Annotated in this window: 14 protein-coding genes; 13 read left to right on the forward strand and 1 reads right to left on the reverse strand. The window is 49.0% G+C overall.

All coding sequences use genetic code 11. From position 1 onward, the window contains the following. Positions 1–94 precede the first annotated feature (94 nt). The 11 genes from H8S44_RS07390 (at position 95) to H8S44_RS07440 (ending at position 9,866) form a co-directional block, all read left to right on the forward strand. Positions 95–370 carry a Fur family transcriptional regulator gene (locus H8S44_RS07390; protein ID WP_243167514.1) on the forward strand — a complete coding sequence of 92 codons (276 nt, stop codon included), beginning with the start codon at positions 95–97 and terminating at the stop codon, positions 368–370. Continuing rightward, the gene (locus tag H8S44_RS07395) at positions 367–546 is read left to right on the forward strand and encodes a FeoB-associated Cys-rich membrane protein (protein ID WP_186871908.1); all 180 of its coding nucleotides are present in this window, start codon (positions 367–369) and stop codon (positions 544–546) included. Before H8S44_RS07390 ends, H8S44_RS07395 begins: the two co-directional genes overlap by 4 nt. 92 nt (positions 547–638) lie before the next feature. Further along, complete coding sequence (locus tag H8S44_RS07400) at positions 639–1,205, forward strand: hypothetical protein (protein WP_186871909.1); 567 nt, start codon at positions 639–641, stop codon at positions 1,203–1,205. A 143-nt stretch (positions 1,206–1,348) separates the two neighbouring features. Continuing rightward, a complete protein-coding gene (locus tag H8S44_RS07405) occupies positions 1,349–2,560 on the forward strand; it encodes a D-alanyl-D-alanine carboxypeptidase family protein (protein WP_186871910.1) in 1,212 nt (403 codons plus the stop codon). 150 nt (positions 2,561–2,710) lie between these two features. Next, positions 2,711–4,087 carry an MATE family efflux transporter gene (locus tag H8S44_RS07410; protein ID WP_186871911.1) on the forward strand — a complete coding sequence of 459 codons (1,377 nt, stop codon included), beginning with the start codon at positions 2,711–2,713 and terminating at the stop codon, positions 4,085–4,087. A 21-nt stretch (positions 4,088–4,108) separates the two neighbouring features. Further along, on the forward strand, positions 4,109–4,879 hold the full coding sequence (locus H8S44_RS07415; RefSeq protein ID WP_186871912.1) for a class I SAM-dependent methyltransferase: 771 nt from the start codon (positions 4,109–4,111) through the stop codon (positions 4,877–4,879). Further along, the gene (locus H8S44_RS07420) at positions 4,876–5,835 is read left to right on the forward strand and encodes an ABC transporter permease (RefSeq protein ID WP_330593425.1); all 960 of its coding nucleotides are present in this window, start codon (positions 4,876–4,878) and stop codon (positions 5,833–5,835) included. Before H8S44_RS07415 ends, H8S44_RS07420 begins: the two co-directional genes overlap by 4 nt. Beyond that, positions 5,828–6,652 carry an ABC transporter permease gene (locus H8S44_RS07425; RefSeq protein WP_186871913.1) on the forward strand — a complete coding sequence of 275 codons (825 nt, stop codon included), beginning with the start codon at positions 5,828–5,830 and terminating at the stop codon, positions 6,650–6,652. Before H8S44_RS07420 ends, H8S44_RS07425 begins: the two co-directional genes overlap by 8 nt. 55 nt (positions 6,653–6,707) lie before the next feature. Continuing rightward, positions 6,708–8,291: an ABC transporter substrate-binding protein gene (locus H8S44_RS07430; RefSeq protein ID WP_186871914.1), complete on the forward strand. Its 1,584-nt coding sequence runs from the start codon at positions 6,708–6,710 to the stop codon at positions 8,289–8,291. Between the two features lie 20 nt (positions 8,292–8,311). Then, positions 8,312–9,091: an ABC transporter ATP-binding protein gene (locus H8S44_RS07435; protein WP_186871915.1), complete on the forward strand. Its 780-nt coding sequence runs from the start codon at positions 8,312–8,314 to the stop codon at positions 9,089–9,091. Beyond that, positions 9,084–9,866, forward strand: a complete 783-nt coding sequence (locus tag H8S44_RS07440) for an ABC transporter ATP-binding protein (protein WP_186871916.1) — start codon at positions 9,084–9,086, stop codon at positions 9,864–9,866. The genes H8S44_RS07435 and H8S44_RS07440 overlap by 8 nt, the downstream gene beginning before the upstream one ends. Here the strand turns inward: H8S44_RS07440 and H8S44_RS07445 are convergent. Continuing rightward, positions 9,829–10,998: a threonine synthase gene (locus H8S44_RS07445; RefSeq protein ID WP_186871917.1), complete on the reverse strand. Its 1,170-nt coding sequence runs from the start codon at positions 10,996–10,998 to the stop codon at positions 9,829–9,831. The two genes, H8S44_RS07440 and H8S44_RS07445, sit on opposite strands and share 38 nt — an antisense overlap. A gap of 293 nt (positions 10,999–11,291) precedes the next feature. Between H8S44_RS07445 and H8S44_RS07450 the strand changes: the two genes are divergently transcribed. Beyond that, entirely contained in the window at positions 11,292–11,876 is a 585-nt protein-coding gene (locus tag H8S44_RS07450; RefSeq protein WP_186871918.1) for a DJ-1/PfpI family protein, read from the forward strand. 40 nt (positions 11,877–11,916) lie between these two features. Beyond that, positions 11,917–13,506, forward strand: a complete 1,590-nt coding sequence (locus H8S44_RS07455; RefSeq protein ID WP_186871919.1) for an ABC transporter substrate-binding protein — start codon at positions 11,917–11,919, stop codon at positions 13,504–13,506. The last annotated feature ends 16 nt before the right edge of the window (positions 13,507–13,522 follow it).

The following is a 13,522-nucleotide window of genomic DNA, read 5'->3' on the forward strand; positions in this document are numbered from 1 at the left end:
TGTTTTAATAAGTGTTGGAAAAAAGAAATTGAGAGTTATTATCAATAAACTGCATTCCAGAAAAACCTTGCAGGCACATGAGATAGGAGATAAAATGTCAGGAGAGGAATGGAAGAATATGAGTCAGGAGATGATTCTCGGTCGTCTGCGGGAGCAGGGATTCCGGATTACAAAGCAGAGAAAGCTGATTATCAGCACCATTCTGGAGAATGACTGTTCCTGCTGCAAAGAAATCTATTATCAGGTAAGAGAAAAAGATCATACAGTCGGCATCGCCACTGTATACCGTATGATCAAGACTCTGGAAGAAGCCGGAGTCATTGATCGGAGAAATATGTATCGAATCGGAAGCTTGAAAGAAGGTGCATGAGTATGTTGGCAGACATCATCGTAGTAGCAATCGTGGTAATCATTGCGGCTTACTGTATCAGAACTCTGATACATAATAAAAAGACCTGCGGAAGTACCTGCAGTATGTGTGCGGGTTGCGGCGGAAGCTGCGGTGGAAGCTGTGGATGCGGTGCTCCGGCGAAGCCGAAAAAGTGAGCCGGAAGCAGTGCGGACGCGACTATTAAAGCTGGAAAAACGTCGAAAAACATGATATACTCAAAGAAATTGAAGAAAAAGGAGGAGTTATTATGTTTCAGTATGAAAACGCCGCATCCGGCCTCAAAAAAATGTTCACAGCCCAGGTAGGCGCTATTATCTGCGTGGTACTTATGATGATTCCGTTCATCGGAGTAATCGGCCTGATCGGAGTATTTGTATTTGCAATTATGTCACTGATCGGATTGAACAGTGCAGGAAAAGACATTGAAGGTTGCAAAACAGCCTTTACACTTACTATTGTACAGATGGTCATAAGGGTAATCGGTAATCTGGCTGGCACGGGAGTTTTTGCTACGGTTTTTTCTGTTGTAAATGATATTCTGGCGCTTCTGATTGTCCGGGCGGTCTGCCTGTCTGTGGCGGAGGTGATGGAGAGCCATAACCGCCAGGATGTGGCAGATACGGGACGTTCCGTATGGAAGATCAATCTGGGCTGCTATGTGGTGGATATTATTTTGACAATTCTGGCCGTGATTCCTGTTCTGGGAACAGTGTTGGCGGTCGCAGGCAGTGTCATTACCGTGATCCTGGGTCTGGTGGCAGGTATCATGTACATCATTTTCCTGTCAAAAAGTTATAAGGCTTTGGAAAATTAAGTTTCATAAAATCCCTTCCGGCAAGTGATATGTACCCTCTTTACTGGACAACCAGTAAGGAGGGTATTTTTGTGCACCCGAATAAAACACCCTCTCCGAGAATAAATATAAGATGAAAACATACTCCGGGATGTCCCCTGATTATGAAAAAGCTTCTGGCATTTTCCCTTGCGATTTTCCTATTTCTCCAGCTCTTCCTTACCGTGTCGCCCACAGAGGTTCTGGCGGCTCCCGCCGACGAGGTTCTTACCCTCCACGCCCAGTCCGCAGTCCTCATGGATGGTGACACCGGCCGCATCCTGTACGCTAAAAACGCCGGGGAAGTACGCCCCATGGCCAGCACCACCAAGATTATGACATTAATTCTGGCCCTGGAAAACGGGAATCCCGACGATCTGGTGACAGTATCGGCCTACGCGGCTTCCATGCCGGATGTTCAGCTTCATATCCGGGCCGGGGAGAAGTACCGCCTGGGTGACCTGCTTTATTCCATGATGCTGGAATCCCACAACGATGCGGCGGTGGCTATCGCCGAGCATGTGGGCGGAACCGTGCCGGGCTTCGCGGCCCTCATGAACGCCAAGGCCCGGGATATCGGTTGCTATTCCACTCATTACGTCACGCCGAACGGTCTGGACGCCGAGGACGGAAATGGCGTCCACTCCACCACCGCGGCGGATCTGGCCCGGGTCATGCGCTACTGCATCACGCTGTCCCCCAGGCGGGAGGAATTCTTAAAAATCACCCGCACCGACAGCTACAGCTTCGGGGATACAGAAGGGCTCCGAAGCTTTACGGTGGGCAATAAAAATGCGTTTCTGCATATGATGGAGGGAGCCCTGTCCGGCAAGACCGGCTTTACGGGAAATGCGGGGTACTGCTATGTGGGGGCTCTGCGGCAGGAGGAACGGACCTTAATCGTGGCGCTTCTGGCCTGCGGCTGGCCCAACAACCGCAGCTACAAATGGAGCGATACCCGGAAGCTCATGAACTACGGGCTGGAGCACTTTACCTACCGGAATGTGTGGCAGGAGCCGAAGCTTCCGGAGCTTCCGGTGAAAAACGGGATTCCGGACAGTGGAAACCTGGAGGAAGAGGTCCGGATCAGGCTTCGTCTTTCGTCGGAGGAACCTGATCTGAAGTTTCTGCTATCGGAAGACGAGCAGGTGCAGGTGGAAACCCATATTTCCCAGGAGGTAACCGCTCCGGTGGAGCCGGGGACGCTTCTGGGCAGTGTCCGCTATCTGCTGGACGGCCAGGTGGTGAAGGTCTATACGGTGGAGGCTGCGGAAGACGTGGAGGCGGTGACCCTTGGCTGGTGCCTGGAGAAACTGTGGCGAAAATATATTCTGTAATGGAATCCGTAAGCATGAAAAAGAAGCATTGCACAGAACCCCCTACCGGGCTTGTAGGAAAAGAACACGGATGATTATAATAAACAGAGGCTGTGATATGGCGTAGGCCGTTTCACAGCCTCTGTTTTGTTTTACAGGATGAGGTGAAAAATGGCAAAAGTTCGTGATTTGACAAAAGGAAATATCGGGAAAAAATTGATTCTGTTTGCAATTCCCATACTTTTAAGCAGCCTGGTACAGCAGCTTTATAATACAGTGGATTTAATTTATGCCGGTAACTTTCTGGGAAAATCCGCATCCGCATCCATTGGAGCCAGCAGTCTTCTGATTACCTGTCTGGTGGGCTTTTTTGGTGGCATGTCTGTGGGTTCCGGCGTAGTGGTATCCCAGATTTATGGAGCAGGAGAGCAGGAAAAGCTGAAAAAAGCCGTGCATAATGCGGTAGCTCTCTGTCTGGCAGGCGGACTGCTGTTTATGCTGCTGGGAATGGGTTTTGCTCCGGTATATCTCCGACTGGTCCACACGCCGGTGAAACTGCAGGCAAGCGCGGTGCTCTATCTTCGAATCTATATGCTGTCTTTTCCGGCACTTTTTGTATACAATATTGGTTCCGGTGTATTGCGCGCCATGGGAGATTCCCGCTCTCCGCTGGCAGCCCAGTGTGTGGGCGGCTTTGTGAATGTGGGAGCGGATTATCTTTTTATCCGGGTGTTTGCAGATGGCATCAGCGGCGTGGCCTGGGCGACATTGATATCCCAGAGCGTGGCGGCAGCCATCACCCTTTATAATTTAAACCGGCTTCCGGAAGCCTATCGGTTGCGTGGAAGGCAGATTCGCTTTGAGACTACCATTTTGAGAGAAGTAATTTGTATCGGTGTCCCCGCAGGGTTCCAGTCTCTGGTGATTACCCTGTCCAACGTGATTGCCCAGTATTTTATTAATTCTTTTGGAGAAGATTCCATTGCAGCATTTACTGCGTATTTTAAGGTGGAATTGATTATCTATCTGCCAATCGTAGCCTTTGGACAGTCGATTATGGCATTTTCCGGACAATGTAAGGGAGCGGAGGATTACAGCCGGATTCGGAAGGGAACAGAGATTTGTCTGGCGCTCAGTATGCTTGTGGCTGGGCTTACCAGTGCGGTAGCCCTGCGGGGCGGAGCGGTTCTGTTTCGGATTTTCAATAAGGAAGCAGCAGTCATTGAGGCAGGTTTAAGCATTATCCGGGTATCCTTCCCCTTTTATCCTATCTACTGCATCCTGCAGGTGGTGGGAGACAGCCTGCGAGGCTGCGGAAAGGTGAAGCAGCCCATGCTCATTGTTATGCTGAATATCTGTATTATCCGGACCCTGCTTTTATGGGTGTTGGTGCCCTGCACGGGCAGCCTGCAGGGAGTGACCGTGACTTATCCGATTACCTGGGCACTGACGGCAGTCTGTATGATGGGGTATTATGTGATATATCACAGAAATGCAGAACGATCGGTACGGTTTGGTTTAAAAGAAACAGAAACTTTTATAGAATAGATGAAGAAATGGAGGAAAAAGATGCAAAGACAGGCGGAAACAATCGGAAAACGCTGGGATTATTGCGCGGATGGCTATGACGCTATTGTGCAGAATGAATTTGCAGAAGAACTGGCAGAAAAATGGAGTGAAATTCTGAAAAATCATGCGCCCTGCGAAAAAGGAAAGGTACTGGATATCGGAACCGGTCCGGGATTTTTTGCAGTTTTGATGGGACGTATGGGATGGCAGGTGACAGGAATTGACTGTTCTGAAAAAATGGTTGAGACAGCAGCTCGAAATGCGGGAAAAGCGGGAGTCCATGCGGAATTTTATCAGATGGACAACCACCAGCTGGACTTCCCGGAGGATACTTTTGATTATATCATCTGTCGGAATGTGACCTGGATTCTTTATGATCCGGAAAAAGCCTTTGCGGAATGGAAACGGGTGCTGAAGCCGGGCGGAAGGATTCTATATTTTGACGCAAACTGGCATATGACCGGCAATGCAGAATACAGGGAGGATATCAAACGGGATGAAGAAGAATACAGAAAGCTTTATGGCGATCCGGAAAATACATACACCGGAGATGAAAATACCGATCAGGAATTTCAGAAGGTTCTGTATTTTAATGAGATTTTGAGGCCAAACTGGGACGAAATACACCTGCCGACTCTGGGTTATGAAAATATGGAGATTGTTCCAAGAGTCAATGAACAGGTATACAGCGAAAAGAAACAGCTTTTGTACCGTTCTATTCCTATGTTTCTGGTTTGTGCGGATAAACCGGCAGAAAGGATGCAGGCGTGAAAAGAAAAATGCAAAAACTGGTGGCACAGCTTGCGGGGATCCTGATTGTACTTCTGGGAGTGACCTTACTGTCCTTTTCCCTGATGTATATCGCGCCGGGGGATCCGGCCAGAACCATTCTGCAGGCTGGAGGAACCATGCCGTCGGAAGAAGCAGTGCAGGAAAAACGGAAGGAAATGGGACTGGATCGTCCATTCCTGGAACAATACGGAAGCTGGCTGTGGAGTTTTGTCCATGGAGATCTGGGAGTGTCCATGATTGACGGCAGGAATGTGTCAGATGAGGTGACAAAAGCGCTTGGAAAAAGCGCGGTACTGGCTGTGACGAGCCTGGCTGCCGGAGTAGCAGCCGCACTCCCTCTGGGGGTAATGTCAGCGGCAAGAAAAGAGAAAATGTTTGACCGGATTACCTGCTTTTTTGTATTTATCAGGCTGTGTATGCCCTCCTTCCTGGTGGGAATCGGATTTCTGTATCTGTTCGCCTATCGTCTGAAACTGATTTCTATATCCGGAAGTGGTGGAGCGTCTGCTCTGATCCTGCCTGCGGCAACTCTGGCTACCGGAATCTGCGCACGGATGATTCGACAGATCCGGACTCTGATTTATGAGGAAATAAAGCATCCCTATGTGGATGGACTGCGTTCCAGAGGAATCCGGGAAACACAGATTTTGTTTGTACATATTCTGAGAAATGCCATGCTTCCAATTATTACCATGATTGCCCTGTCCTTTGGTGAATTGTTGGGAGGTACAGCCATCACGGAAATCATATTTTCCTGGCCGGGAATCGGCAGGCTGGTTATGACGGCCATTGAAGAACACGATTATACGATTATCCAGGGATTTGTCGTTGTGATTGCCCTGATTTTCTTTGTGATATACGGATTGACAGAGCTGTCCTATAGTTTGTTTGATCCGCGGGTAAAAAAGCAGAAAGAGAGCAGCCGGAATGGATAGGAAAAAGAAACTTCGGATCAGACTGGCATGGTATCTGCTGCTGACGGCAGGATTGCTTATTATCATGCTGTTTGGAGAACAGCTTTCCCCACATGATCCCTATGAAAACAATCTGTTGAAAATCGATCAGCCACCCGGAGCTGAATACTGGTTTGGTACCGATCAGCTGGGAAGATGTCTTTTTTCCAGAATCCTGACGGGAGCCAGAAGCTCCTTAAGCGCTACGTTTGCAGTGGTGCTGGTGACGGCTGTGCTGGGAACAGCAGCCGGAGTAATAGCAGGGTATTATGGAGGCCCGGTGGATAGGCTGATACAGAAGCTTTTGTTGATCATACAATCCTTTCCGGGACAGGTGATGGCTATCGCGGTGGCGGGCGTGCTGGGAGCCGGGGTGAAAAATGCGGCAATTGCACTTGTCAGCATTGGCTGGATTCCTTATGCGAGAATGTCCCGCAGTATGGTGTTGAAGATCAAAGAAAGCAATTATATAAAAGCGGCACGTCTGTGCGGCTGTAATTCCGGTTATATCATTCTGCGTCATGTGATTCCCAATATCGGCAGCGTACTTTTTGTGACAGCCATGCTGGCGCTTCCCGGTACCATGATGGAGATTTCCAGCCTTTCCTTCCTAGGACTCTCCGCGAAGCTGCCGACGCCGGAATGGGGTTATATGATGAACGAAGGAAGAAAGGTGCTGATGACGGCGCCCTGGCAGACATTGATACCGGGCGGAGCAATTTTGATATCCGTTATCATTTTAAACCGTCTGGGTGATTCCGTACAGGAATATCTGGAATACCGTACAGGTAGTATATGAGTACTGAGAACAGGTAACATGTTCAAATAAATGATTTTAATTAAGGAGGAGACCAATGAAGAAAAGGATTTTAACCATGCTGCTGGCCAGTGTACTGAGCGCATCCCTGCTTGCAGGCTGCGGTGGTTTCAAAGAATCTGCGGCAAACACGGAGAAGGGTACGGAGGAGACGTCGGAAAGTACACAGGCAGATGCAGGAGAAAAGCATCTGAATATGGCTTATCATTCTGAGATAAAAAATCTGGATCCGGCCGCGAGCAGCTGGGAAACCAAGCGTATCGGGGTAGGTGAGAATCTGTTCCGTATCAATGACGATCTGCAGCTTGAGCCCTGGCTGGCAGACAGCTACGAGCAGGTAGATGATCTGACCTGGAAAATCACTCTGAAGGACGGAATCAAATTCAGCAATGGGAAGGAACTGACTGGAGAGGCTGCCAAGGCCTGCCTGGATCGGACCTGTGAGAAAAATCAGAGAGCGGTCACCATGCTGAATATCGCCTCTATTGAAGCAGAGGGACAGACGCTTACCATCACCACCAACGATGTAAACGCGGCGCTTCTTAATAATCTGGCGGATCTGGTAGGTACGATTCTGGATGTGGATACGTTGGAGGGAGAAAACGCAATTCCGGTGGGAACAGGCCCCTTTGTGATTGCCTCTATGGAAGAGGGCAAGATGGAGCTTGTGGCAAACAAGGATTACTGGGACGGTGTTCCGAAGCTGGATTCTGTCACCATCAAGTATATCCTGGATGGTAACGCACAGGCTATGGCTTTGGATAACGGGGAGATAGATCTGGCATTCCAGCTGCCTACCGAGAATATTATCCAGTTTATGGACAGTGATAAGATTACGGTAACCAGCAATACAGGCTCCAGATCCCAGATTCTGTATTTCGATTATACCAACGAGTTTCTGGCGGACCACAGCGTAAGAGAGGCAATTTCCTCTGCGATTGATCGGGAAGCCTTTGCGAATGTTATCAATAAGGGAAATTCTGAAGCAGCTACCGCTATTTTCCCGGTCAGCTTTTCCTACGGAAAAGTACCGGGCGTGTCCTATGATGTAGAGCATGCGAAAAAGCTGCTGGCTGATGCAGGCTACAAAGACAACGATGGAGATGGTGTTCTGGATAAAAATGGTAAGGCGTTGAGTTTTAATCTGTATACCTATGGAGAGCACGGAACTTTGCTTGCGACTTTTGCAGAAGCAATTCAGGCGTCCTTAAAGGAGATTGGAATTGCCATCAATATTGAGACCAATGATTATGACGCACATACCAATATACTGAAGGCCGGAGGCTTCGATCTGGCACTGAACAGCTATATTATGGCGCCGGTAGCCGATCCGCAGTATTTCTGCGATATTATGTTGAGAACCGGAGCGGACTATAATTATGGAAAGTATTCAGATGAAAAAGTAGATGAGCTGATTGCGCAGCTGGATAAGGAATTTGATGCTGTAAAGAGAGAAGAGCTTGCGAAGGAAATCCAGGCTGTAGAGGTGGAGGATTGCGGCTTCTTTACCCTTGGTCATCTGAAGTACCAGATTGCCGCAAATAATAAGGTTTCCGGTTATTCCACACAGGCAACCGAGGCTTATATTCTGACGAAGGATACAGATATCGCGGCTGAGTAAAAGAAAAACAGGAGAAGGGCATGCTTGAGATAAAGGACTTATCGGTTTCCTACGGTAACAGGGAAATTGTTCATAATGTGGATTTTTCTGTACAGTCCGGGGAAACGGTATGTATCGTAGGAGAAAGCGGAAGCGGAAAAAGCACATTGCTGAAGGCGATAACCGGACTGTTGGGACAAGAAGGACATATAACCGGAGGCAGAATAGAATTTGACGGCAGGAATCTTGCACAGTCAGATCCGAAAGAATACAGAAGCCTGCGCGGCAGCCGGATCGCCATGGTTTACCAGCATGCGGGAGAATCCATGGATCCGGTTATGCGGATCGGAAGACAATTTCAGGAGGAACTGAGTCTGAAGGGGAAAATCGGCCGCCGGGAATCAGACAGGAAGGCAACAGAATGTATGAAGCAGCTTCTCTTGAAGGAACCGGAAAGAATTCTGCGTTCCTATCCTTCGATGCTGAGTGGAGGAACGAATCAGAGAGTTGCCCTTGCTCTTGCTATGGTAATGGAGCCGGATTTGATTCTGGCAGATGAACCTACCTCTGCCCTGGATGTAACAGTCCAGGCGGAGGTGGTGAAGGCTATGCAGAATATGAAAAAGGCCACCAATGCGGCTATTTTGATGGTTACGCACAATATGGGCGTTGTGGCACAGATGGCAGATAAGGTGGGAGTTATGAAGAGTGGAAAACTGATAGAATGGGGAACAGCAGAAGAGATCCTTTCGCACCCGGTTCATGACTATACGAAGATGCTGATGTCCTGTGTGCTCAGAATGGAGACGGAAGATGAATAAACAGCCGTTTTTACAGGTAGAACAACTGGAAAAATTCTATGGAGAAATCAGAGCGGTAAATGGAATCAGTTTTTTTGTGGAAAAAGGAGAATCCGTTGGAATCGTAGGAGAAAGCGGCTGCGGGAAAAGTACCACAGCGCGTCTGATTGCGGGACTGGAGAAGCCCACAGGCGGAAGGGTCCTTTTGCAGGGCGAACCTCGCCGTTTGAAAAACGGCCGTTATAAAAAATGTTATGTGAATATGATATTTCAGGATCCGCGGGATTCCTTTGACAGTCATATGACAGTATTTTCCAGCCTTTATGAAGCTCTGAGTCATACAAGGCGGACAGACAGAAGACGGGCCAGGCCGGTGATTGAAGAGCTTTTGACCCAGGTGGAACTTCCGATAGAATATGCGGACAGAAGAATCGTGCAGCTCAGTGGTGGAGAATGTCAGAGGATAGCCATTGCAAGGGCGCTTCTGACGGAGCCGGAGCTTCTGATTTGCGATGAGGCGACCAGCGCGTTGGATGTATCAATTCAGAAACAGATTCTGGAGCTTCTGCAGAGAATACAGAAGGAGCGTCAGCTTACCTATCTGGTTATTTCTCATGATCTGGCGCTGGTGTCTCATTTGTGCAGCCGGGTTCTGGTGATGTATCAGGGGAAAATTGTGGAAGAAGGGGATGTAAAAAAGGTGCTCCGGAATCCGGAACACCCTTATACAAAACTTCTTCTGGCCAGTGGAGCTGCATTTATGCCGGATCCGTATTTTTATAACCATTCGAAGTGAGTACAAAAAGTACAGAGGCATGGGAGGAAATCAGTCCCTGTTTCTGTGCTTTTTTTGCACAGGGATAAACCACGGCAGAGGAGGTTTCCAGGTAGAGACCATGGGAAGCCATAGCACGCACCGCGTCTCGGATGTCCGTATCCGACGCGCTGAGGGCAAAACCGCCGCTTTCCCGAAGCGCCGTAACGGATTGCCAGGTAGCGGTATTGCCTCCGATGGAGGACATGGAAGAGGTATCGCCTTCAAATTTGTCTTCCACCCTTTTCTGACCGGAAAGGATCAGTTCCAGACGGGGAATCGGTTCGCAGGCAACCAGACGGGGCAGAGTCTTGATATAACCGGTTTCCAGCAGATCCCGGAAACCAAGATAGATGCCGTATAACAGATCCCCGCGGCAGGTGGGAATCAGAAGATTGTCCGGAAGCTGCCCTTCCAGCTGTTCATACAGCTCAAAGGACAGGGTTTTATAACCCTCAATGCCGTAGGGTGAACTGCCGGATGGAAGATCCAGAAGATTGGTTGCAGGATACCAGTCTTTTCCCTGGGCAAGCTGTTCCTTCTGATAGAAAAGGCGCGCAGCAGGCGTATCGGTAAGTACCAGTTTCGCTCCGGTGGCGTCTGAAGCATTTTTCCAGAGAGAAGGAATGGAACGGGTAGATACGTTGACACAGTTCAGCCCATCCGCTGCAGCATAGGCAGCCAGAGATGCGGCCTCGTTTCCGCTGGAAGCACAGGTGACGGTGGAATAACCGGCTTCCCTGGCCCGGGCAGTGATGAAAGGATTCATGCGGTCCTTATGGGAACCGGTGGGATTTTGAAATTCATGCTTGGTATAGAGCTTTCGGAAGCCCAGTTCTTTCGCCAGCCGGGGAAAGGTTCGCATGGGTGTAAAGCCTTCGCCCAGAGAAACCGTGTCGTCATAGGGAAGAAAATCCCGATAACGATGCCAGCCAGTGGCATCCTTTTGAATCTGTGCCTTTCCTTCGTAGACCAGGGTAAGATTAGAACTGGCGCCCCGTTCCAGACAGGCGGGACAGCCAAAAAAGTAGTCCCCAACCGGATAGCGTTTCTGACAGCGCGGACAGATCATGCCGGTAATGCGGGAGTTCAGTTGATGTAAAGTTCTTGACATAAAGCGGCGTCCTTTCTATAAAGAATTTATTCAGTATAGCAGGATAATAGCATTGGGTACAAGCTACCAGGGGGGATAAGCAGGATTCAAAAAAAGAATATATATAGAAGCAAAATGGGAATAGAAAAACAACCCCCAGGGAGGCTTGTGGAGGATAAAAAAAACTGCTACACTCTAACCATCCCAATTATAAATCATTCTATCAGATAATTTCAAACAACCCCAAAAGAATCGTGTCCGGTCAAACACGATTCTTTTGGGTTAAAATCTGTAGCGCGGGAAAGGAAAGAAAAATGGAAGTAAATGTATTATTATTTGATGATTTCGAAACCATGGACGCTTTTGGACCTGCGGATATTTTGTCCTGTGAAAAAGAGGGACTTCATGTCAATTATCTTTCACTGACGGGCAATATGGTGAACAGCATGCAGGGCGTGAAGGTCTGGACAGAGCCGCTTGATCCGGAGCAGCTGAAGGGAATTCTGATTGTGCCGGGAGGACGTGGCGCAAGGAGAGTTCTGCAGCAGGATACGGAACTCCAGAAGAAGCTTAAGATTGCGGCGGAGCGCTCGGAATTTTGTCTGATGATTGCGGAAGGAGCGTACCTGGTGGCGCAGACCGGTCTTCTTTTCCGTAGAAAAATCGCAGCCTGTAAAGCCGGAGAAAACTGGAAACGAATGTTTCTGGCAGGAGTTTATGAGGTTCCGGACGCCAGCTGGGTGGCAGATGGCAAATATTATTCCGCAGGAACCACAGCGGACGGCTTGTCCATGGCATTGGCCATGCTGGCGGATCAGATTGATCTGGACGTGGCGCTGCAGACCGCAAAGCGTCTGGGGTATCGGTGGGATCCGGAGGATGAGGCTGTTTATCAGTAGAAATGGGACAAAAAACAATGGAGAAAAGAGAGGGACAGCGATGTTGAAAAAGAATGTGAAGAAACTGTTGGCGCTGGGACTCGCAGCTGGTATGGTACTTGGCATGACAGCCTGCGGCGGGGAAAAAGCAGCGGAAGATACGACAGCTGCGCAGACAGAAGCGGCAGAAGACGGAAAGAAAGTAATGAATATCGGCTCTATGGGCTATTTTGCGGCGGAGACCATGGATCCGGCCAATGGCTGGGACGCCTGGTATATGATGTATGACGGAACCACGGAGACCCTGTTTAAGCTGGATGAAAATATTACGCCCACGGAGAATCTGGCAGTATCCTGTGAGAGTGACGATTATATCAACTGGACGGTAACGCTCCGGGACGATGTAACCTTCCAGAATGGAGAGAAGATGACTGCGGAGGCAGTAAAAAAATGCTTTGAGCGGACCTATGAAGTAAATGACCGCGCAAAGGGGCAGATCGCTATTGACACACTGGAGGCAGATGGTCAGAAGCTGATTTTCCATCTGCAGCATGAGAGCGTAAATCTGTTAAATGATCTCTGCGATCCGCTCTGGAGTGTATACGATTCAGAAAACAGCAATTACACGGACACGCTTTACTGTACCGGACCCTATATAATCCGGGAATTTGAGCCCTATGTAGAGACTGTTGTAGAAAAATATGAGGGCTACTGGGGAGGAGAACCGAAGCTGGACGAGGTTCATCTGATCACCATCAGCGATACAGAAGCCATAACCATGGCTCTTCAGAATGGAGAGATTGATATGGGAGTGGCTATGGCAACCTCTACCGTGCCGGTATTTGAAAATGACGAGAACTTTGTAGTAGACGCTGTGACCACCACAAGAGCGAACCGGTTATATTACAACATGGATCGGGAGCTGATGTCAGACCCGGTTATCCGTCAGGCCATTGAAATGTGTCTGGATAGAGATGGTATCGCTGCAGGTATTTATAACAATATGGCTACGCCCTGCTGGGCGATTTATCCGGATATGCTTCCCTATGGAGGAACAGAGGGACTGACCTTAAGCGTAGACAAGTATGATCCGGAAGGTGCGGCGGCCCTGCTGGCAGCCGACGGCTGGAAGGACAGCGATGGGGACGGAATCCTGGATAAAGATGGAAAGGCGCTGGAGCTGAAGGGCATTACCTTTGCTTCCCGAAAAGAGCTGGGGCAGGTTCTGGAGCTTCTTCAGTCTGAGCTTGCGGCTATCGGTGTGAAACTGAATGTGGAAGTCCTGGAGAGTACGAATGACGTAGTAGCCGCAGGAGATTATGATTTGGATTGCGAGACGGGCGTGCAGGCTCCTACCGGAAATGCGCAGTACTTTATCAACCTTATGCTCGTAACAGGAGGCAGCTCCAATTCTTCCCATTATTCCAATCCGGAACTGGATACTCTGGCCGCAGAGCTTGAGAAGACGGTAGATACCGATAAGAGAACAGAGCTGGTACGCCAGATGGTACAGATGACTTTGGACGACCATGCGATGACCGTATTTAACCATCAGAAGATGATTAATATCTACTCTAAGAATGTGGTAAACTATCATACCCATCCGTCAGAGTATTATCTGCTGGATGTAAATACAGATCTGGTGCGATAAAACGAGAATAAGAAGA

It is taken from the genome of Anaerosacchariphilus hominis, assembly GCF_014290175.1.
Taxonomy (GTDB): domain Bacteria; phylum Bacillota; class Clostridia; order Lachnospirales; family Lachnospiraceae; genus Laedolimicola; species Laedolimicola hominis.

Excerpts from the sequence above, each read along its gene's own strand:
- H8S44_RS07395 (WP_186871908.1), top strand. The coding sequence starts at position 367 with ATGAGTATGTTGGCAGACATCATCGTAGTAGCAATCGTGGTAATCATT.
- H8S44_RS07450 (WP_186871918.1), top strand. The coding sequence starts at position 11,292 with ATGGAAGTAAATGTATTATTATTTGATGATTTCGAAACCATGGACGCT.
- H8S44_RS07425 (WP_186871913.1), top strand. The coding sequence starts at position 5,828 with ATGGATAGGAAAAAGAAACTTCGGATCAGACTGGCATGGTATCTGCTG.
- H8S44_RS07430 (WP_186871914.1), top strand. The coding sequence starts at position 6,708 with ATGAAGAAAAGGATTTTAACCATGCTGCTGGCCAGTGTACTGAGCGCA.
- H8S44_RS07440 (WP_186871916.1), top strand. The coding sequence starts at position 9,084 with ATGAATAAACAGCCGTTTTTACAGGTAGAACAACTGGAAAAATTCTAT.
- H8S44_RS07390 (WP_243167514.1), top strand. The coding sequence starts at position 95 with ATGTCAGGAGAGGAATGGAAGAATATGAGTCAGGAGATGATTCTCGGT.
- H8S44_RS07415 (WP_186871912.1), top strand. The coding sequence starts at position 4,109 with ATGCAAAGACAGGCGGAAACAATCGGAAAACGCTGGGATTATTGCGCG.
- H8S44_RS07445 (WP_186871917.1), bottom strand. The coding sequence starts at position 10,998 with ATGTCAAGAACTTTACATCAACTGAACTCCCGCATTACCGGCATGATC.
- H8S44_RS07410 (WP_186871911.1), top strand. The coding sequence starts at position 2,711 with ATGGCAAAAGTTCGTGATTTGACAAAAGGAAATATCGGGAAAAAATTG.
- H8S44_RS07400 (WP_186871909.1), top strand. The coding sequence starts at position 639 with ATGTTTCAGTATGAAAACGCCGCATCCGGCCTCAAAAAAATGTTCACA.
- H8S44_RS07405 (WP_186871910.1), top strand. The coding sequence starts at position 1,349 with ATGAAAAAGCTTCTGGCATTTTCCCTTGCGATTTTCCTATTTCTCCAG.
- H8S44_RS07455 (WP_186871919.1), top strand. The coding sequence starts at position 11,917 with ATGTTGAAAAAGAATGTGAAGAAACTGTTGGCGCTGGGACTCGCAGCT.
- H8S44_RS07435 (WP_186871915.1), top strand. The coding sequence starts at position 8,312 with ATGCTTGAGATAAAGGACTTATCGGTTTCCTACGGTAACAGGGAAATT.